This is a genomic window from Nocardiopsis synnemataformans (assembly GCF_965343085.1).
In the GTDB taxonomy this organism is placed as follows: domain Bacteria; phylum Actinomycetota; class Actinomycetes; order Streptosporangiales; family Streptosporangiaceae; genus Nocardiopsis; species Nocardiopsis alborubida.
Genome location: NZ_CBDRFA010000003.1, coordinates 1 through 20,064 on the forward strand (window position 1 = coordinate 1; position 20,064 = coordinate 20,064).

A 20,064-nucleotide genomic window follows, 5' to 3' on the forward strand; every position below is an offset into this window, starting at 1 on the left:
CCTCCCCCCCCCCAGACCCCCCCCCCCCCCCCCCCCCGGCACCCGGGTTAGGCGCGTTGTGTAGTCGAATCGGGTCAGCTCGACACCGTGTTAAGAACAAGGTTTCTTTTGTCTCCCCCTATACATATAGATGTTGAACTGTGTACCTTCTTCCTGTTTCGCTCCAATCGGAATCAGGAGTACACAGGATGGCGTCATCCCCCCCGACCCCCAGCTCCCGGCGTGCCAGACGCGGACTGACCGGAGTCTCCCTCGCCGGAGCGGCGGTGCTCATGGTCGGACTCCTCGGCCCGGCCTCTGCCTCGGCGGACGAAGAGTTCGTCAGTGACGCCGACACCAGCGCCAACATCACCCATGTGACCAACGTCCCGAAGACCGAGGCCATGAGTGACTTCAACTCCGATCTCGCCTTCAGCGGCGACTACGCCATCGGCGGCAACTACAACGGCTTCGTCATCTACGACATCTCCGAGCCGGAGGAGCCGCAGGTCGTCTCCGAGGTCCTGTGCCCGGGCGGCCAGGGCGACGTGTCGGTCAGCGGCGACCTGCTCTACTTCTCGGTGGACTACCCCCGCGCGGGCACCGAGTGCGGCGCCCCCTCGGTGCCGACCACCGATCCGGACGGTTTCGAGGGGATCCGGATCTTCGACATCTCCGACAAGGCCAACCCGCGGTACGTGTCGGCGGTGCGCACCGACTGCGGCTCGCACACCAACACCCTGGTGCCGGGCAAGGACGGCGAGCACGAGTACGTGTACGTCTCCTCGTACTCGCCCTCGGAGCGCTTCCCGAACTGCCAGCCGCCGCACGACAAGATCTCCGTCATTGAGATCCCCGTCGACGAACCGTCCGAGGCCAGGGTCATCGACACCCCGGTGCTCTTCCCCGACGGCGGCAACACCGGTACCGCCGGCTGTCACGACATCACCGTCTACGCCGAGCGCGACGTCGCCGCGGGCGCCTGCATGGGCGACGGCGTCCTGATGGACATCTCCGACCCGGCCGCGCCGGTCGTCACCGAGGTGGTCCAGGACGACAACTTCGCGTTCTGGCACTCGGCGACCTTCACCAACAACGGTCAGACCGTGCTGTTCACCGACGAGCTCGGCGGAGGCGGCGGCGCCACCTGCAACGAGGAGATCGGTTCCGAACGCGGCGCCAACGCCATCTACGCCATCGGCGGCGGCCAGGACACCCCCGAGCTGGAGTTCGAGGGCTACTACAAGCTGCCCCGCCACCAGGCCGACACCGAGAACTGCGTCGCGCACAACGGCTCGCTGATCCCGGTCCCCGGACGCGACTACTTCGTGCAGTCCTGGTACCAGGGCGGCGTCTCGGTGATCGACTTCAACGACCCGAGCGACCCCCAGGAGATCGGCCACTTCGACCGCGACCCGATCAGCGAGGACGAGCTCGTCCTGGGCGGATCCTGGTCGGCCTACTACTACAACGGCTACGTCTACTCCTCCGACATCACCCGCGGGCTCGACGTCCTGAAGCTGGACGACCCCCGGTTCCGGGTGGCCGAGCAGGTGCAGATGGACGAGTTCAACCCCCAGTCCCAGCCCGAGTACCGGCCGGGACGCGGCAACGGCCGCTGACCGCACGGGCGCCCCGGATCCCGAGGGGACCGGGGCGCCCGCCCGAACGCCGCCCGGCACGTGACCGGGTGACGAAGGACCGGGGCCGCGGCCGTGTACGCCGCGGCCCCAGTGCGTCCACCCCCACCCCCTAGTGCACACAGGAGAACCCATGCCCGCACCTCCCGCAGCACCACGGGCCAGGAAGGCTCTGCGCCGTACCGCGGCCCTCGCGTCCGCCGCGGCCGCGTCCCTGCTCGTGGGGCTCCTCGGTCCGGCCGCCGCGCAGGCGGACGAGGCGCCCGCCGAAGACATCCACAGCGCCAACATCACCCACGTCGCCCACATGCCCAAGCCCTCGGCCGTGCGCAACGTCAACTCGGACCTGGCCTTCAGCGGCGACTACGCCATCGGCGGCAACTACGACGGCTTCGTCATCTACGACATCTCCGAGCCGGAGGAGCCGCAGGTCGTCTCCGAGGTCCTGTGCCCGGGCGGCCAGGGTGACGTGTCGGTCAGCGGCGACCTGCTGTACTTCTCCGTCGACTACCCCCGCGCGGGCACCGAGTGCGGCGCCCCCTCGGTGCCGACCACCGATCCGGACGGTTTCGAGGGGATCCGGATCTTCGACATCTCCGACAAGGCCAACCCGCAGTACGTGTCGGCGGTGCGCACCGACTGCGGCTCGCACACCAACACCCTGGTGCCGAGCAAGACCGGTGACAGCGACCTGGTCTATGTGTCGTCGTACTCGCCTTCCGAGGCCTTCCCGAACTGCCAGCCGCCGCACGACAAGATCTCCGTCATCGAGGTGCCGCATGACGCGCCCGAGGAGGCCGCGGTCGTCAACGAGCCGGTCCTGTTCCCCGAGGGCGGCAACCACGAGCAGGACGGTCTGCTGCTGCCCACCCAGGGTTGCCACGACATCACCGTCTACGCCGAGCGCGACATCGCCGCGGGCGCCTGCATGGGCGACGGCGTGCTGATGGACATCTCCGACCCGGTGAACCCGGTCGTCACCGAGGTGGTCCAGGACGAGAACTTCGCGTTCTGGCACTCGGCGACCTTCACCAACGACGCCAGGACCGTGCTGTTCACCGACGAGCTCGGCGGAGGCGGCGCCCCGACCTGCACCGAGGAGGTCGGCCCCCAGCGCGGTGCCGACGCGATCTACGAGGTGGGCGGCGGCGACTCGCCGGAGCTGGACTTCGCCAGCTACTTCAAGATCGACCGCCACCAGGGCGACCAGGTGTGCGTGGCGCACAACGGCTCGCTGATCCCGGTGCCCGGCCAGGACTACTTCGTGCAGTCGTGGTACCAGGGCGGCGTCTCGGTGATCGACTTCAACGACCCGAGCGCCCCGAGCGAGATCGGCTTCTTCGACGTGGACTCCCGCGTGGAGGAGGGCGTGCAGGACAACGACACCTGGTCGACGTACTACTACAACGGCTACGTGTACTCGTCCGACATCGAACGCGGCCTGGACGTGCTGCGGATCGACGACCCGCGCGTGCGCGCGGCCGAGCGGGTGCGGATGGAGGAGTTCAACCCGCAGAGCCAGGAGAGCTACCGGCCGGGACGGCACTGACGGCGGGTGGAGGGCTGACGGGCTCCCCGAGCCCGTGACCCCGGCGGGGGCGGTGCCGCGGCACCGCCCCCGTTGCCGTGGTGCGGCCCCGCTTCGCCGTCCTGTCCGGGGGGAGGGCACAGCGCAGCAGGGCGGGCTCGGGGACCCCCCGATTCCAGGAAAGCAGGCCAGAGCCCGGCACCGCCAGGGCCACCTCTGCCCTGTGGACGACGCGGGAGGCCGCGCGGCCTCAGCCGAAGAGGCGGTCGGTGGGGGCGTCCACGGCCTCCAGGACCCGGCCGGTGAAGTAGACCGTGCCCAGTGCCAGCACGCGTTCGCCGAGCGCGCGCAGGTCCGCGGGGGACAGGTCCGCGGCGTCCGTGCGGCCCCAGTGTTCCGGCAGGGCGTGCTCGAAGCGCAGGTGGGCCTCGGGCAGGCGCACGGCGGTCACGGGCAGGTCGCCGAGGACCTCCACCGCTCCCGACACGTCCTTGTGGTCGGGCAGGCACAGCAGCACGTGGTCCACCCCGCCCCACAGCTGGCGGGCGTGGTCCAGTGCGGCGGCGACCCCGTTGCGGTCGATGGCCGAGTCCACGATCACCTCGGCGCCCGCCTCCCCGCCGGGCACGGCGTGGCGGGACAGCCTCCCCGGCAGCCGGACGGTGCCCAGCACGGCGTGCAGCCGATCCCGGTCCAGGGGCGGGCGGCCCAGGTGCTCCAGCATCCGCTCGGCCGCCGCCGTCCCCAGCACCCCCGAGGCCGCGGACAGCCCCGGCGGGCGCAGCCCGGGCGGCGGCTCCACCCCCGGCCGCTCCGGATCGACCACCTCGGCCCGGACCCGGCCCCCTGTGGCCTCGGCCAGGGCGGCGTCGACCTCGGCGGCCACCTCCGCGGTCTGCGGCAGACGCACCAGCGCGCGGGTCCGCTCCCCGGCGACCCGGGCCTTCTCCCGGGCGATCTGCGCCACGGTGTCGCCGAGGACGCCCACGTGCTCGGCGAAGACCTTCCCCAGGGCGACGACCTCCGGACCGACCAGGCGCAGTTCGTCGCGGTGACCGCCCATCCCGGCCTCCAGCACGCACACGTCGGCGCCCACCTCGCGGGCGCGCAGCAGGCCCGCCACCAGGAACAGCCCGCTCGGCGCCAGGTAGCCGCCCGACTCCTCCACCGACGGCAGCTCCCGGCGGGCGGCCGCGATCCGCTCGCCCAGCGCGTCCAGTTCTCCGTCGGTCACCGACGTCCCGTCCACCCGCACGCGCTCGCGGTAGGAGCGAAAGCTCGGCCCGGTGACCAGCACCGTGCGCAGCCCGGCCGACGACAGCGCCGCCGCCGCCGTGGTCGCGGTGCTCCCCTTGCCCTTGGAGCCCACCACCCCCAGCACCGGCGGGCGTTCGGCGTCCAGGTCCAGCGCGCGCATCAGCGCCGCGGCGCGCTCCAGGCTCCGGGTCTGTCCGGGGCGGCGCCGCGCCCACTCGGAGAAGAACAGGTCAAGGCTTGGCATGCTCCCAGTATGGTCTGCGCGACACAGGCCACCGGATCCTTTGCCCGGGGTCCGGGCCCAGGTGGGGGCGCGTAGACTGACGCGGGTGTACACCCCGAACACACGAGACACCGAGACACCGTGAGCGAAGCCAGCGCCGAGCAGCGCTACGCCGAGGTGACCGCGGAGATCCTCTCCCGTGCGCCCGAGTCCGACATCGATCCTCGACTGGACCGGGTCCGCACCCTGCTGGACCTCCTGGGCGACCCGCACCGCAACTTCCGGGCCATCCACGTCACCGGCACCAACGGCAAGACCTCCACCGCCCGCATGATCGACGCGCTCATGCGCGGGCGGGGTCTGCGCGTGGGCCGCTACACCAGCCCGCACCTGCGCACCGTGCGCGAACGCATCGTCATCGACGGGGAGCCCGTCTCCCAGGAGCGGTTCGTCGAGACCTACGACGACATCCGCCCCTACGTCGAGATGGCCGACTCGATGAACGACGCTCCGCTGTCGTTCTTCGAGATCCTCACGGTGATGGCCTACGCCGTCTTCGCCGACGCCCCCGTGGACGTGGCCGTCGTCGAGGTCGGCATGGGCGGCCGGTGGGACGCCACCAACGTCGTCGACGGAGACGTCGCCGTGGTGACCCCCATCGGGATCGACCACACCGAGTACCTGCCCGACACGGTGGAGGGCATCGCCGAGGAGAAGGCGGGCATCATCAAGCCCGACTCCGTGGCGGTCCTGGCCCAGCAGCCGCTGCCCGCCGCCGAGGTTCTGATGCGCAACGCAGCGGAGGTCGGGGCACGGGTGGCCAGGGAGGGCCTGGAGTTCGGGGTCACCTCCCGCGAGATCGCCGTCGGCGGCCAACAGCTCGCCATCAAGGGCCTCACCGGCAGCTACGAGAACCTGTTCCTGCCCCTGTTCGGGGCGCACCAGGCCGGGAACGCCGCCGTGGCCGTCGCCGCGGTCGAGGCGTTCGCCTCCTCCGGCGACGACGCCGGGGGCCTGGACCCCGCCATCGTCGGCGAGGCCCTCGCGGGAGTGGACTCCCCGGGCCGTATGGAGGTCGTGCGCACCAGCCCGACCATCATCGCCGACGCGGCGCACAACCCGGCCGGGATGGCCGCCACCGCGGCGGCCGTGGAGGAGGCCTTCACCTTCTCCCGGCTGGTCGGAGTGGTCGCGATCATGGCCGACAAGGACGTCGAGGGGATTCTCGAACCCCTCGAACCACTGCTCGACGAGATCGTCGTCACCCGTAACTCCTCCCCGCGTTCCCTCGACCCGGAGCGGCTGTCCAACGTCGCCCAGCACATCTTCGGTGAGGACCGCGTACACGTGGAGCCCCGACTCGACGACGCCATCGACCGGGCCGTGGGCCTGGCCGAGGAAGGCGGGGAGTTCGGCGGCACCGGTGTACTGGTCACCGGATCGGTCGTCACCGCGGGTGACGCCGTCCATCTGTTGCGCGGTGTGCAGGAGTGACGGGCCAGGTCTACTACGAAGGGAACCCGCCGTGCGTGTAGTCTGCGCCGTCATCCTGGTGTTCGAGGTCATCGTGATCGGCCTCTTCATCCCCGTCGCCATCTCCCTGGAGGGGATGGACCCGGTCCTGGCCGGGAGCCTGTGGGGAGGGATGGCCGTCGCGGCCCTCGTGCTCTCCGGGCTCCAGAAGCACCGCTGGGCCCACTACGCGGCCTGGGCGTTGCAGGCCGCCTTCCTGTTCACCTCCTTCCTCGTCTCCGGGGCGATGCTGATCGCGGTGGTGTTCGTCTCGCTGTGGGTGACCGGCGTCATCATGGGCCGCCGCACCGACGAGATGAAGGCCGCCCACCTGGCCCGCGCCGAGGCGGAGGCAGCCGGGCAGGGCGGGGACACCGTGGCCTCCGCGCCCACGCGCCAAACGCGATAGTGTGACGCAGGTCCGGGCGGGCGGCCCGGGGAGACCCCTCCTTCTGCGGCCCCCGCACCTGTGACCCATCACCCGATTCCTCCGCGTGCGGCCGCTGCCGTGGGCGGGTGCCCACGTGCGCCACGCGGAGCCCCAGTGAGGAGTTGACACGCACGTGGAGCGCACTCTCGTTCTCATCAAGCCGGACGGCGTCCGCCGCAACATCGTCGGCGAGGTCATCTCGCGCATCGAGCGCAAGGGCCTGAAACTGGTCGCCATGGAGCTGCGCACGCTCGACGCCGAGACCGCCAGGACGCACTACGAGGAGCACGCCGAGCGCCCGTTCTTCGGCTCCCTCGTCGAGTTCATCACCGGTGGCCCCCTGGTGGCCATGGTGGTCCAGGGCGAGCGCGCGGTGGAGGCGTTCCGCGCCCTGGCCGGCGCCACCGACCCGGTGACCGCCACCCCCGGCACCATCCGCGGCGACTTCGCGCTGGAGGTGCAGCAGAACATCGTGCACGGCTCGGACTCCACCTACTCCGCCGAGCGCGAGATCAAGCTGTTCTTCCCCGACCTGTAGGGGAAACGGAGCGGTCCGCGGGTCCTTCGGCATGTGGGACCCGCGGCCACGGGCGACTTCTGTCGGTTCGTCCGCCGACGGGGCAACAATTCGGTGTGTTTGCGTAACGGACTAAGTGCTGACCGTTACGATACGGGGGACTGGATACCTATCGTGCCGGAACGACTACGTATGGTCGCCCCGGGCAACCACGTCCGACACGGCGCCTCTGAGGACGTTACATGCCGAACAACCTTGCTTTTCTCGGCCGGGACATGGCCGTCGACCTGGGTACCGCCAACACGCTCGTGTACGTGCGAGGACGCGGCATCGTTCTGAACGAGCCGTCGGTGGTCGCGCTCAACACCTCAACGGGCCGGATCGTCGCTGTCGGCATCGAGGCCAAGCAGATGATCGGCCGCACACCGACCAACATCACGGCCATCCGTCCTCTGAAGGACGGTGTCATCGCCGACTTCGAGATCACCGAGCGCATGCTGCGCTACTTCATCCAGAAGATCCACCGGCGGCGCCACTTCGCCAAGCCGCGTCTGATCGTGGCGGTCCCCAGCGGTATCACCTCGGTCGAGCACCGCGCCGTCAAGGAAGCGGGCTACCAGGCCGGCGCGCGCAGGGTCTACATCATCGAGGAGCCCATGGCCGCCGCCATCGGCGCCGGGCTCCCCGTCCACGAGCCCACCGGCAACATGGTCGTGGACATCGGCGGCGGCACCACCGAGGTCGCCGTGATCTCGATGGGCGGCATCGTCACCTCCCAGTCCATCCGCGTGGGCGGCGACGAACTCGACCAGGCCATCGCGACCTTCGTCAAGAAGGAGTTCTCCCTGATGATCGGGGAGCGCACCGCCGAGGAGCTGAAGATGGCCATCGGCTCCGCCTACCCGACCGGCTCCGAGGAGATCCGCGCCGAGGTGCGCGGACGCGACCTCGTCAGCGGGTTGCCCAAGACCATCGTCCTGGCCGAGAGCGACGTCCGCCAGGCCATCGAGGAGCCGGTCACCGCCATCGTCGACGCGGTCCGCACCAGCCTGGACAAGTGCCCCCCGGAGCTGTCGGGCGACATCATGGACCGCGGCATCGCCGTCACCGGTGGCGGAGCGCTGCTCCGCGGGATCGACGAGAGGCTCCTGCACGAGACCGGGATGCCCATCCACGTCGCCGACAACGCGCTGGACTCCGTCGCCGTCGGCTCGGGCACCTGCGTCGAGAACTACGAACGGCTCCATCAGGTACTCGTCCCCGAACGGCGGAGGTGACCCATGTTCCGCGACTCACGCAGATCCCGCGTACTCCTCGCCGTACTCGTCGCCGTGGCGGTGGCCCTGCTCGTCCTGGACGCCCGTCCCGGCGCCAACCCCGTCACCTCCGTCGCCCGTTCGGGCGGCGAACTCGTCTTCGCGCCCGCCGCCGCGGGTGTCAGCTGGGCGACCGGGCCCGTGTCCGGCCTCTACGAGGGGCTGGTCCGGGGACCCGAATCCGAGCGCGTCGCCGAGCTGGAGCAGGCCAACGCCGAGCTGGAGGACGACCTGCGGGCCGCCCGCATCGACAGCGCGCGCGCCGAGCAGCTCGACGCGATGCTGGGACTGGCCGGTCTGGGCGGCTACGAGATCGTCCCCGCCCAGTCCGTCACCCGCGTCACCGCGCGCGGCTACGCCGACACGGTCACCATCGACGCCGGCACCGACTCCGGCGTGCGCCCGGACATGACCGTGGTCAACGGCTCCGGTCTGGTGGGCAAGGTCATCGAGGCCGGTCCGAGCACCGCCACCGTCATGCTCGCCACCGACGTCAACTCCGCCGTCGGCGCCCGCCTGGAGGCCACGCGCAAGATCGGCGTGGTCCGGGGCGGCACCGTCCCCGGCGGCCCCGACGCCGAACTGACCCTGGAACTGTTCGACCTCCAGGCGCCGGTCGAGGCCGGGGACCGGCTGGTCACGCTCGGCTCGCACGAGGGCGCGCCCTTCGTGCCGGGCGTGCCGATCGGCACCGTCGAGGAGGTGCAGGTGGCGCCCGGAGCGCTCAGCCGCCTCGCCCGTATCGCACCGGCCGTGGACTTCTCGTCCCTGGACGTGGTGGGCGTGGTGGTCGGGGGTCCCGAGGAGGACCCGCGCGACTCCGTGCTCCCGCCCCGACCCGACAAGGGGGAACGCTCATGAGGAACGCAGCGACCCTGGGCCTGGTGGCCGTCGCCGTTCTCGCCCAGGCCACCGTCGTCAACCGGCTCCCGTTCGAGTGGGGGGCCGGACCCGACCTCGTGGTCGCGGCGATCGTCGCGGTCGCCCTGACCACCAGCCCAGCCGCCGCGGCGGCCTGCGGTTTCGCCGCCGGGCTGGCCATGGACATCCTGCCGCCCGCCGAGCACGCGCTGGGCCGCTACGCCCTGGTGCTGTGCGTCGCCGCCTACCTGCTGGCCCTGCTGCACAGGAACACCGGCTCGGCCGGAGCGCTGGGCGGCAGGCCCTCGGTGTGGGCCCTGATGGCCGCCACCGCCGTCACCGCCGTGGGAGTGGGCCTGGGCTACGCGCTGGTCGGCGTGCTCATGGGCGACCCGCGGGTGTCGCTGGCCGCAGTGGCGGTCAACACCCTCGTCGGAGCCGCCCTGACGACCCTGGTCTCGCCACTGGTCACGCTTCCTCTGCTGTGGGCGCGGGGGGCGCTCTCCGACAGCGAGTTCGCCGGCGTCCGGGGCACCGTGTCCCCGCGGGGGTGGTGAACGTGCACATGTCACCCGTCGACGACGTCGAACTGCCCGGGCGCAGACTCGGCCGGGCCGGACTGCTGCTCGCCCAGATCCTGGTCCTGGTGCTCTTCGCGGCCCTGGCCGTGCGGCTGTGGTACCTCCAGATCCCGATGTGGGACCACTACCGCGAGCTCGCGGTGGCCAACCACCACCAGCAGCTCCTCGTCCCCGCCACGCGGGGGCAGATCCTCGACGCCACCGGCCGACCGCTGGTCAACAACAGCACCGAGCTGGTGGTCTCCGCCGACTACCACGAGATCGTGGGCATGGAGGACAGCGGTGAGAAGGTCCTGACCGACCTGTCCGAGGTGCTCGACGTCCCGTTGGAGGAACTCCAGAAGCGCATGCGCCTGTGCGGGCCCGAGGTGAGCCGCCCGTGCTGGCCCGGCTCGCCCTACCAGCCCGTCACCCTCGCCGACGACGTGGAGCCGTCCGTCGCCCTCCAGATCATGGAGAGCGCCGACCGCTTCCCGGGGATCAGCGCCCAGGCCCACGCCGTGCGCGAGTACCCGCAGGGCGAGCACGGCTCCCAGATGCTGGGCTACCTGCAACCGGTGACCCAGGAGGAGCTGGAGGCCCGCGAGGACCTGCGCACCCAGTTCACCGGCATCGACATGGTGGGCCGCGACGGAGTGGAGGCGGTCTACGACGCCCAGCTGCGCGGCACCGCGGGCAAGCGCGTCCTGGGGGTGAACAACCACGGCGAGGTCATGGAGGTCATCTCCGAGACGCCTCCCGAACCGGGGACGCACCTGGTCACCCACGTCGACCTGGGCGTGCAGAAGATCGCCGAGGAGGCGCTGGCCGAGGGGATGGCGGGCGCACGACCCCGCTACAAGGCCGACTCCGGCGCCGCCATCGTCCTGGACGTGCGCACCGGCGGCGTGGTGGCCATGGCGAGCCTGCCCACCTACGACCCCGCGATCTGGCGCGGCGGCATCGACCAGGAGACCTTCGACGAGATGCTCAGCGAGGAGGCGGGCGAGCCGCTGCTCTCCCGCGCCGTGCAGGGCACCTACCCGCCGGGCTCCACGTTCAAGGTCTCCTCGCTCGCGGCGGCCGCGGAGAACGGGTACTCGCTGCGCAGCACCTACGCCTGCCCGGGATCGGTGAACCTGGCGGGGCAGAACTACCAGAACTACGAGGGCCAGGGCCAGGGGCCGATCAGCCTGCACCAGGCCATCGTGGTCTCCTGCAACACCGTCTTCTACAACTTCGGCTACCAGATGTGGAAGGACGACGGCGGGCTCTACCCCGACGGCGAGGCCGACGAGGCGATGGCCGAGATGGCCAAGGGCTTCGGCTTCGGCTCTCCGACCGGGATCGACCTGCCCTACGAGACCTCCGGGCGCATCCCCGACCGCGAGTGGAAGCGCACCTTCTGGCAGGAGACGCGCGAGAACAACTGCCACCGGGGCGAGCACGGCTACCCCGAGGTCACCGAGACCGACCCTTCGCGCGCCGCCTACCTCAAGCTGCTGGCCTACGAGCAGTGCGTGGAGGGCTTCCAGTGGCGGGCCAACGAGGCCGTCAACTTCGCCATCGGCCAGGGCGACGTCCTCGTCACCCCGCTCCAGCTCGCCAGCGCCTACGCGGCCATCGCCAACGGCGGCACGCTCTACGAGCCCCGCATCGGCAGGGCGCTGGTCTCCGCCGACGGGACGGAGGCACGGGAGATCGAGCCGGTCGTGCGCGGCGAGCTTCCGGTCAGCGACGAGACGCTGGAGTACCTCCAGACCGCGCTCACCGCGGTCCCCAAGGAGGGGACCGCCCGCGGCGCCTTCGCCGGGTTCCCGCAGGACGAGGTGTCCGTCGCGGGCAAGACCGGTAGCGCCGACGTGGAGGGGCGCCAGGTCTCCTCCTGGTTCGCCTCCTACGCGCCCGCCGACGACCCGCAGTTCGCCATCGTCGTCCTGGTCTCGCAGGGCGGTACCGGCGGTATGACCGCGGCGCCCATCGCGCGCGCCATCTACGACGGCATCTACGGGTTCGACTCCCCGGCGCAGGGAGCCGAGGCCGCGGAGGAGGGGTCCGGCGGAGGGGAACCGCTGATCCCGGGCGGCGCGCCGCCCGAGCAGCTGCCCGCCGTCCGTCCCGACGGCTCCATCGACCTGCTGGATCGGTAACCATGAGCACCTACGTGGGGGCGCCCGGATCACGGGGCGCCGAGATCGGACGCAGCGCGGCGGGCCTGGCCCGCCGACTGGACTGGACGCTGGTCGCGTCGGTGGCGGCCCTGTGCGCCATCGGCTCGCTGCTGGTGTGGTCGGCGACCATCCCGGGCGACGGCAGCGACCCGCTCGAATCCACCGAGCACCTGACCCGCCACCTGCTCCACCTGGTGGTGGCGTGGGCGCTGTGCCTGGTGGTCGCCGCGGTGGACCACCGCACGATCCGCGCGTACGCGCCGATCGTCTACCTGGTCACGGTGATCGCGCTGGTCCTGGTGCTCACCCCGCTCGGCGAGGTGATCAACGGGTCGCGCGGCTGGATCGTGGTCGGCGGCTTCCAGTTCCAGCCCAGTGAACTGTCCAAGGTCGGACTGGTCCTGGTCCTGGCCACGCTGCTGGGGGAGCCCCGCGACGGCGAGGACCGGCCGATGACGCGGGACGTGGTGTTCTGCCTGGTGGTCCTGGCTGTGCCGCTGGCCCTGGTGATGTCGCAGCCGGACCTGGGCACCACGCTGGTGCTCGTCATGATCTTCCTGGGCATGCTCACGCTGTCGGGCGCTCCGATCATGTGGGTGGCGGGCATGCTGGCGTGTGGCGTGGTCGGCGCGCTGTGCGTGTGGTGGTTCGACATGCTGGAGCCCTACCAGCTGGACCGCATCGCGACCCTGATGGACCCGACCGCCGACCCCCAGGGCGCGGGGTACAACTCCAACCAGGCGCTGATCGCGGTGGGATCGGGCGGGTTCAACGGGACCGGGCTGTTCCAGGGCGAGCAGACGCACGGGCAGTTCGTGCCCGAGCAGCACACCGACTTCATCTTCACGGTGGCGGGCGAGGAACTGGGGTTCGTGGGGTCGGTCGTGGTCATCGGCCTGTTCGCGCTGATCCTGTGGCGGATCCTGCGCATCGCCCAGGGGTGCGAACAGCCCTACCCGCGCCTGCTGTGCGTGGGTGTGGTCGCCTGGTTCGGGTTCCAGGCCTTCATCAACATCGGGATGGGCCTGGGGGTCGTGCCGGTGACGGGCCTGCCGCTGCCGTTCATGTCCTACGGCGGTACCGCGGTCGTGGCCAACATGGTCGCCCTGGGACTGGTGCTGGGCGTCGACTCCCGGGACCGGGGCTTCGCCTAGCAGGCGCCCCGGGAAAAGGGACCGGAACGCCTGGGGGCGGGCGCGGCGGAGCAGCCGGGCCCGCCCCCCCGACCGGGCCTGTGGACGGAGCGGTCCGGAGCCCGGGTCGCCGGTAGCCTGGGAACATCCGCGCGGGCGCGCTCCACGCGTCACGGCGCCGACTCCCGCCACGACGGGGTCCACGCACACCTGACACGATGTCCGCCGAACGAAGGCCCACACCATGTCCGTCGAAAGCCTCTTCCCGCGGCTGGAGCCCCTGCTGACGCAGGTGGCCAAGCCCATCCAGTACGTCGGTGGCGAGCTCAACTCCGTGGTCAAGGAATGGGACGAGACCCGGGTGCGCTGGGCGCTGATGTACCCGGACGCCTACGAGGTGGGAGTGCCCAACCAGGGCGTCCAGATCCTGTACGAGGTCCTCAACGAGCGCGAGGGAGTGCTGGCCGAGCGCGCCTACGCGGTGTGGCCGGACCTGGAGAAGCTCATGCGCGAGCACGGCGTGCCCCACTTCACCGTGGACGCGCACCGGCCGCTGGTCGCCTTCGACGTGCTCGGGCTGAGCTTCGCCAGCGAGATGGGCTACACCAACATGCTCACCGCGCTGGACCTGGCGGGCATCCCGCTGCGCGCGGCCGACCGCACCGACGACCACCCGGTCGTGCTGGCGGGCGGGCACTCGGCGTTCAACCCCGAGCCGATCGCCGACTTCCTGGACGCGGTGGTCCTGGGTGACGGCGAGGAGATCACCCTCGCCGTCACCGAGATCATCCGCGAGTTCAAGGAGGAGGGCGAGCCCGGCGGGCGCGACGGCCTGCTGCTGCGCCTGGCCGCGACCGGCGGCGTGTACGTACCCCGTTTCTTCGACGTGGACTACCACGAGGACGGGCGGATCGCCTCCTACACGCCCAACCGGCCCGGGGTGCCCGCCACGGTGCAGAAGCACACCGTGATGGACCTGGACCAGTGGCCCTACCCCAAGAAGCCGATCGTGCCGACCGCCGAGTCCGTGCACGAGCGCTACAGCGTGGAGATCTTCCGCGGCTGCACGCGCGGCTGCCGGTTCTGCCAGGCGGGGATGATCACCCGGCCGGTGCGCGAGCGCAACAAGGAGACCGTCACCAAGATGGTCGAGGACGGCGTCAGGGCCTCCGGTTTCCAGGAGGTGGGGCTGCTGTCGCTGTCCAGCGCCGACCACAGCGAGATCGGGCAGATCGCCAAGGGGCTCGCCGACCGGTACGAGGGCACCAACACCGGCCTGTCGCTGCCCTCCACCCGCGTGGACGCGTTCAACATCGACCTGGCCAACGAGCTGACCCGCAACGGGCGCCGCTCCGGCCTGACGTTCGCGCCGGAGGGCGGCAGCGAGCGGATGCGCCGGGTGATCAACAAGATGGTCACCGAGGAGGACCTCATCCGCACCGTCACCGCCGCGTACGCGGCCGGGTGGCGACAGGTGAAGCTGTACTTCATGTGCGGTCTGCCCACCGAGGAGGACGAGGACGTCCTGGCCATCGCCGACCTGGCCACCGAGGTGATCCGGACGGGCCGCGAGGTGACCGGGCGCAAGGACATCCGCTGCACGGTGTCCATCGGCGGGTTCGTGCCCAAGCCGCAGACCCCGTTCCAGTGGGCGGCGCAGACCTCGCACGAGGCCGTCGACACCCGGCTGCGCAAGCTGCGCGACAGGCTGCGGGGCGACCGCAAGTACGGCAAGTCGATCGGTCTGCGCTACCACGAGGGGCGCCCCTCCATCATCGAGGGCCTGCTCTCCCGGGGAGACCGCAGGGTCGGCCGGGTGGTCGAGGAGGTGTGGCGCTCGGGGGGCCGGTTCGACGGATGGAGCGAGCACTTCTCCTACGACCGGTGGTCCAAGGCCGCCGAGGTCGGCCTGGCCGACTTCCCGGTGGACGTGGACTGGTTCACCACCCGCGAGCGCGACGAGGACGAGGTCCTGCCCTGGGACCACCTGGACGCGGGCCTGGACCGGTCGTGGCTGTGGCAGGACTGGCAGGACTCGCTGTACGGCGAGGAGTCGCTGGAGGTGGACGACTGCCGCTGGAACCCCTGCTACGACTGTGGGGTCTGCCCGAGCATGGGCACCGAGATCCAGATCAACGCCCCGGCGGAGGGTCGCCCGCTGCTGCCGCTGAACGTGGTCTAGCCGGATCGGCGACGGTCGCGGAGCGGGGCCTCGCGGGCCATGCGCCGCGACCCCGCGCGGAGGGCGGCTCCGGCCACGGCGACATGCCGCGCGGAGCCCAGGAGGCCCCCGGACGACGCCGTACACGGACGAACCCCTGGTTCCACCGGTTGCCGGTGGGGCCAGGGGTTCTGGTGTCCGTGCCGGAGACAGGGGTCGGCCCATGTGTCCCAGGAGGGGGTGAAGTAGGATTTCGCGCTCCGGGCGCTCTCTCGACCCTTGAAGGGGAGAGCGGCCCGGGGGAGGAAGGTGTACGGCCCGGCGCCCCGCTCGCGCCGGGCCGTACGTGTAATAGGACTCGCGGGTTACGCGGGGGGTTGCCATCGGATCCAGATTTTCTTCGGATTTTTTTCGGGGAACCCCGCGTTCTGGTGGTGAACACGGCTTCGGTATCCGCTCCGACCGCTCGGGGACTTTTCGACCGCAGGTCAGTGGGGGAGATACCGGTATGCGTAGTCCTGTTGGCGCATGTGCACCACGGCGCACCGTACGCTGAGCAGGACGAGGAACAGCCCCTTCAGGTCGCCCCGCCGACCGCACCAGGGGGCATGAGGAAAGGAGTTGAGCTGCCCCCCGCATCCGAGGGCACCACCTCACCCTCCACCGCCAAACCCGGACAACGGCTTCGCGTCCACTACGCCAAGCGCGGACGCATGAGGTTCGCCAGCCACCGCGACATCGCCCGGGCTCTGGAGCGTGCCCTGCGCAGGGCCTCCGTGCCCGTGGCTTTCTCCGCTGGCTTCTCACCTCACCCCAAGGTCTCCTACACGGGCGCGGCCCCCACCGGGGTCGCCAGCGAGGCGGAGTACCTTGAACTCACTCTGGCCGAGCATCGTCCGCCCGAGAGGGTCCGAGCCGACATCGACGCGGCCATGCCCCAGGGCATCGACGTCGTCGAGGTCGTCGAGGCCCGACATCCCGGGCTGGCCGAGCGGCTCCAGGCCTCCGAATGGCGCGTGGAGATGGCTGGCGTCGACCCCGACGACGCCGCCAGGGCGGTGGCCGCCTATCTGGCCGCCGACAGCGTCGAGGTGGAGCGGATGACGAAGAAGGGTCGTCGACGCTTCGACACACGGCCGGCAGTGGTCCGTATCGACGTGTGCGCTGACTCCCATGGGCGCGCCCCAGAGGAACATCACACGACATATGCCATACTTCGGATGGTCGTACGGCACACGACACCTGCTGTTCGACCGGACGACGTGCTGACCGGCCTTCGCCACGTGGCCGACCTCGCGCCGCCGTCATCACCCATGATGACCCGGCTGGCGCAGGGGCCACTGGACGAGACGACAGGTGCGATCGCGGACCCGCTCTCCCGGGACCGGCCCGAAGCCCACACGAGCTCCGGACCCGCGGAAGACAACGCGGAGGAGCGGCGCGACAACGCACCACGGCCGTCAACGCCCATGGCGGGACCGCACGGATGAGCGGCCCCGAAGCGGGGAACATGGGCGACACCACAGGACTTTGCCCCGACGGCGCCTCGGCGCCGCCGGCGCTGACACAGCGACGACAGTTCTCGTGAGCCGCGCCGCCGACCGAGAGGTCGCGGCGCGCCCGAGGACTCTGACGGGAGACCGCCCGGATGCTCGACAACGAGCCCAACAACGGTGCCGACGGCACCGCGGGTACAACTGAAACAACCAACAACACGGCGGCGCCCCCCGCGGGGGGCGGCGAGGTGCGCGTGACCACGCCCGCACCCGCCAAGGGCGTCCGCCGCGCCGCCGGACCACCCCCCGAACCCGACGACGTCTTCACTCCCCCCTCCGCACCCGTCACCTCCCTCGCCGGGTCCGGTGAGGGAGGCACGGTCAAGACCTCGGTGGCCACCACCTCGCGCAGGCGCACCGTGCGCGCCGCGGGCCGTCCCCACGAGGACGCCGCGCCGCGCCGCACCCGCGCCTCCGATGACGAGGACGCCGCCCCGCGCCGCACCCGCGCCTCCGTCCCCGCCACAGAGGACACCGCTCCCTCCACGACCAGGAGCCGCGGCCGTGCGCGCGCCCGCTCCGCCGCGGCCGTGGAGACCGCCGGGCCCGCGCCCTCCGAGACCGCCGACAAGGACGCCGACAAGGACGAGGAGACCGTGGAGGCGGGCGGCGGCAACGTCTTCCAGGCTCCCTCCATGCTCTTCCAGCCCCCGGTGGCCAGCGCCGCCCCCGTGCCCGCCCGCAGCACCGCCGCGGCGGAGGCCGACGAGGACGGGGACGAGGAGTCCGAGGAGGAGACCGCCCAGGCCACCGGCGCCGAGGAGACCGGCGACGGGGACGACGACCGCCCCAGCCGCCGTCGCCGCCGCCGCGGAGGCCGGGGACGCGGCCGTTCCCGTGCGGACGAGGACGAGGCCGCCGAGTCCCCGGAGTTCACGGAGGACAGGGCTGAGCAGCGCGGAGACAAGGACCGGGGAGAGGACGACGGCGCGGCCGACGAGGCCGCCGAGTCCGATGACCGCAGCAGCCGCCGTCGTCGCCGCCGTCGCCGCCGCTCCGGCGGAGGAGACGGCCCCGAGGCCACCGCGGACGACCCGCCCAACACCGTGGTCCGGGTGCGCGAGCCCCGCCAGGAGAAGCCGATCGAGGACGAGGTCCAGGCGGTCCGCGGCTCCACCCGGCTGGAGGCCAAGAAGCAGCGCCGCCGCGAGGGCCGCGAGCAGGGCCGCCGCCGCGCCCCCATCGTCACCGAGTCGGAGTTCCTGGCCCGGCGCGAGTCGGTCAAGCGGGACCTTGTGGTGCGCCGCGTCGAGGACCGCACCCAGATCGCCGTCCTCGAGGACGACATCCTCGTCGAGCACTACGTCGACCGGGCCACGCACCGCTCCTACGTGGGCAACGTGTACCTGGGCCGGGTGCAGAACGTGCTGCCCTCGATGGAGGCCGCGTTCGTCGACATCGGCAAGGGCCGCAACGCCGTCCTGTACGCGGGCGAGGTCAACTGGGACTCCTTCGGCCTGGACGGCCAGCCCAAGCGCATCGAGTCGGTGCTCAAGTCCGGCCAGTCGGTCCTGGTGCAGGTCACCAAGGACCCCGTCGGCCACAAGGGCGCCCGCCTGACCAGCCAGATCAGTCTGCCCGGCCGCTACCTCGTGTACGTGCCCGGCGGTTCGATGACCGGCATCAGCCGCAAGCTCCCCGACAAGGAGCGCGCGCGCCTCAAGCAGATCCTCAAGAAGGTCATGCCCTCCGGCGCGGGCGTCATCGTGCGCACGGCCGCCGAGGGCGCCAGCGAGGAGGAGCTGGAGCGCGACATCAACCGTCTCGCCAAGCAGTGGGACTCCATCAAGCGCAAGTCCAAGTCGGCCAACGCCCCGTCGCTGCTCAACAGCGAGCCCGACCTGACGGTGCGGGTCGTGCGCGACGTGTTCAACGAGGACTTCTCCAGCCTCGTCGTGTCCGGTGAGGAGGCCTGGACCACCGTCCACGAGTACGTGGACTACGTGGCTCCCAACCTCGCCGAGCGCCTCTCGCACTGGAGCGAGGACCGCGACGTCTTCGCCGCCTACCGCATCGACGAGCAGATCAACAAGGCCCTGGAGCGCAAGGTCTGGCTGCCCAGCGGCGGCTCGCTGATCATCGACCGCACCGAGGCCATGACCGTGGTCGACGTCAACACCGGCAAGTTCACCGGCCAGGGCGGCAACCTGGAGGAGACGGTCACCAAGAACAACCTGGAGGCGGCCGAGGAGATCGTCCGCCAGCTCCGGTTGCGCGACATCGGCGGCATCATCGTCATCGACTTCATCGACATGGTCCTGGAGTCCAACCGCGACCTGGTGCTGCGGCGCATGCTGGAGTGCCTCTCCCGCGACCGCACCAAGCACCAGGTGGCCGAGGTGACCTCGCTGGGCCTGGTCCAGATGACCCGCAAGCGGGTCGGCCAGGGTCTGCTGGAGGCGTTCTCGCACAGCTGCGAGCACTGCAACGGCCGCGGCCTGGTGGTCGCCGGCGACCCGGTCGAGGGCAAGGGCGGCGGCAACGGCAACGGCCGCAAGAAGAAGAAGGGCAAGGGCGAGCCCGACCAGGCCGCCGAGAAGTCGGAGAAGGCAGAGAAGCCGTCCTCCGACAAGCCCGAGAAGGCTGACAAGGCCGAGAAGGCCGAGAAGACGGGCAAGGACTCCGGGAAGTCCGCCGAGGCCGACGCGGCGCGGCCCGAGGAGGCCCCCGAGGTCCCGCCGGCCGCCGAGGCCCCGGCCTCAGAGCCCGCCAAGAAGACCCGTAAGCGGGCCTCCCGCTCCCGCAAGGCCGAGGCCGTGGCGGAGGAGCAGGAGGAGATCACCGCCCCCGAGGAGGCTCCTGAGGCGGTGGAGGCCGCGGAAGCCCCCGAGGAGGCCCCGGCCAAGAAGACCCGCGCCCGGCGCACCACCACCCGTCGTACCGCCCGCACGGCGGCCGACACCGGTGAGGCCGAGGCAGCGGGCGGTGAGAGCGTCCCCGCCGAGGCGGACGCGACCGCCGCCGAGACGCCCGCCGAGGCCGGTGACGACGAGGCCGCCGAGCGGCCCAAGCGTCGCCGCACCCGGCGCACCAGGGCGGCGGCCACCCCGCCGACCGCCGTGGACGCGGGCTGAGTCAGGGGCGGTAGCCCCGCCGTGGTCCGGACCGGCGACAGCCCGGTCCGGACCACGGCACGTGTACAGGCCCGTGGCGGGCCGATGGTAATCTGAGGGACGGTGCGTCGGCGCGCTCCACCACAATCGCGCGCCCCGACACCGAA

The 20,064-nt window shown here is 71.4% G+C and carries 14 protein-coding genes; 13 read left to right on the top strand and 1 reads right to left on the bottom strand.

Annotation, left to right across the window (positions count from 1 at the left end; all coding sequences use genetic code 11):
* Nucleotides 1-188 precede the first annotated feature (188 nt).
* The gene (locus tag ACSIH6_RS02090) at nt 189-1,601 is read left to right on the top strand and encodes a hypothetical protein (RefSeq protein ID WP_435106003.1); all 1,413 of its coding nucleotides are present in this window, start codon (nt 189-191) and stop codon (nt 1,599-1,601) included.
* A gap of 151 nt (nt 1,602-1,752) precedes the next feature.
* Nucleotides 1,753-3,168 carry an LVIVD repeat-containing protein gene (locus ACSIH6_RS02095; protein ID WP_435106005.1) on the top strand — a complete coding sequence of 472 codons (1,416 nt, stop codon included), beginning with the start codon at nt 1,753-1,755 and terminating at the stop codon, nt 3,166-3,168.
* A gap of 229 nt (nt 3,169-3,397) precedes the next feature.
* On the opposite strand, the gene ACSIH6_RS02100 is transcribed toward ACSIH6_RS02095, so the two are convergent.
* A complete protein-coding gene (locus tag ACSIH6_RS02100; protein ID WP_435106007.1) occupies nt 3,398-4,648 on the bottom strand; it encodes a folylpolyglutamate synthase/dihydrofolate synthase family protein in 1,251 nt (416 codons plus the stop codon).
* A 120-nt stretch (nt 4,649-4,768) separates the two neighbouring features.
* On the opposite strand from ACSIH6_RS02100, the gene ACSIH6_RS02105 reads away from it, so the two are divergent.
* The 11 genes from ACSIH6_RS02105 (at nt 4,769) to ACSIH6_RS02155 (ending at nt 19,918) form a co-directional block, all read left to right on the top strand.
* Nucleotides 4,769-6,121 carry a bifunctional folylpolyglutamate synthase/dihydrofolate synthase gene (locus ACSIH6_RS02105; RefSeq protein WP_435106009.1) on the top strand — a complete coding sequence of 451 codons (1,353 nt, stop codon included), beginning with the start codon at nt 4,769-4,771 and terminating at the stop codon, nt 6,119-6,121.
* Nucleotides 6,122-6,152: 31 nt separating this feature from the next.
* Nucleotides 6,153-6,548, top strand: a complete 396-nt coding sequence (locus tag ACSIH6_RS02110; protein ID WP_435106011.1) for a DUF4233 domain-containing protein — start codon at nt 6,153-6,155, stop codon at nt 6,546-6,548.
* Between the two features lie 154 nt (nt 6,549-6,702).
* Nucleotides 6,703-7,107, top strand: a complete 405-nt coding sequence (gene ndk / locus ACSIH6_RS02115) for a nucleoside-diphosphate kinase (protein WP_435106013.1) — start codon at nt 6,703-6,705, stop codon at nt 7,105-7,107.
* Nucleotides 7,108-7,328: 221 nt separating this feature from the next.
* A complete protein-coding gene (locus ACSIH6_RS02120; protein WP_026115390.1) occupies nt 7,329-8,363 on the top strand; it encodes a rod shape-determining protein in 1,035 nt (344 codons plus the stop codon).
* A gap of 3 nt (nt 8,364-8,366) precedes the next feature.
* On the top strand, nt 8,367-9,263 hold the full coding sequence (gene mreC / locus ACSIH6_RS02125) for a rod shape-determining protein MreC (RefSeq protein WP_435106015.1): 897 nt from the start codon (nt 8,367-8,369) through the stop codon (nt 9,261-9,263).
* Complete coding sequence (gene mreD, locus ACSIH6_RS02130; protein WP_435106017.1) at nt 9,260-9,820, top strand: rod shape-determining protein MreD; 561 nt, start codon at nt 9,260-9,262, stop codon at nt 9,818-9,820. Before mreC ends, mreD begins: the two co-directional genes overlap by 4 nt.
* Nucleotides 9,821-9,828: 8 nt before the next feature.
* On the top strand, nt 9,829-11,973 hold the full coding sequence (gene mrdA / locus ACSIH6_RS02135) for a penicillin-binding protein 2 (RefSeq protein WP_435106019.1): 2,145 nt from the start codon (nt 9,829-9,831) through the stop codon (nt 11,971-11,973).
* 2 nt (nt 11,974-11,975) lie between these two features.
* Nucleotides 11,976-13,148, top strand: coding sequence for a rod shape-determining protein RodA (rodA, locus tag ACSIH6_RS02140; protein ID WP_435106021.1), 1,173 nt, complete (start codon nt 11,976-11,978; stop codon nt 13,146-13,148).
* A 223-nt stretch (nt 13,149-13,371) separates the two neighbouring features.
* Complete coding sequence (locus ACSIH6_RS02145) at nt 13,372-15,309, top strand: TIGR03960 family B12-binding radical SAM protein (RefSeq protein WP_435106023.1); 1,938 nt, start codon at nt 13,372-13,374, stop codon at nt 15,307-15,309.
* Nucleotides 15,310-16,001: 692 nt separating this feature from the next.
* Nucleotides 16,002-16,778: a TIGR03936 family radical SAM-associated protein gene (locus ACSIH6_RS02150; RefSeq protein WP_435106261.1), complete on the top strand. Its 777-nt coding sequence runs from the start codon at nt 16,002-16,004 to the stop codon at nt 16,776-16,778.
* A 158-nt stretch (nt 16,779-16,936) separates the two neighbouring features.
* The gene (locus tag ACSIH6_RS02155; protein ID WP_435106025.1) at nt 16,937-19,918 is read left to right on the top strand and encodes an Rne/Rng family ribonuclease; all 2,982 of its coding nucleotides are present in this window, start codon (nt 16,937-16,939) and stop codon (nt 19,916-19,918) included.
* The last annotated feature ends 146 nt before the right edge of the window (nt 19,919-20,064 follow it).

Bases quoted from the DNA above. Each gene is read 5' to 3' on its own strand.
- ACSIH6_RS02090 (WP_435106003.1), top strand. From the start codon at position 189: ATGGCGTCATCCCCCCCGACCCCCAGCTCCCGGCGTGCCAGACGCGGA.
- ACSIH6_RS02095 (WP_435106005.1), top strand. From the start codon at position 1,753: ATGCCCGCACCTCCCGCAGCACCACGGGCCAGGAAGGCTCTGCGCCGT.
- ACSIH6_RS02100 (WP_435106007.1), bottom strand. From the start codon at position 4,648: ATGCCAAGCCTTGACCTGTTCTTCTCCGAGTGGGCGCGGCGCCGCCCC.
- ACSIH6_RS02120 (WP_026115390.1), top strand. From the start codon at position 7,329: ATGCCGAACAACCTTGCTTTTCTCGGCCGGGACATGGCCGTCGACCTG.
- mreC (WP_435106015.1), top strand. From the start codon at position 8,367: ATGTTCCGCGACTCACGCAGATCCCGCGTACTCCTCGCCGTACTCGTC.
- mreD (WP_435106017.1), top strand. From the start codon at position 9,260: ATGAGGAACGCAGCGACCCTGGGCCTGGTGGCCGTCGCCGTTCTCGCC.
- mrdA (WP_435106019.1), top strand. From the start codon at position 9,829: ATGTCACCCGTCGACGACGTCGAACTGCCCGGGCGCAGACTCGGCCGG.
- rodA (WP_435106021.1), top strand. From the start codon at position 11,976: ATGAGCACCTACGTGGGGGCGCCCGGATCACGGGGCGCCGAGATCGGA.
- ACSIH6_RS02145 (WP_435106023.1), top strand. From the start codon at position 13,372: ATGTCCGTCGAAAGCCTCTTCCCGCGGCTGGAGCCCCTGCTGACGCAG.
- ACSIH6_RS02150 (WP_435106261.1), top strand. From the start codon at position 16,002: ATGAGGTTCGCCAGCCACCGCGACATCGCCCGGGCTCTGGAGCGTGCC.
- ACSIH6_RS02155 (WP_435106025.1), top strand. From the start codon at position 16,937: ATGCTCGACAACGAGCCCAACAACGGTGCCGACGGCACCGCGGGTACA.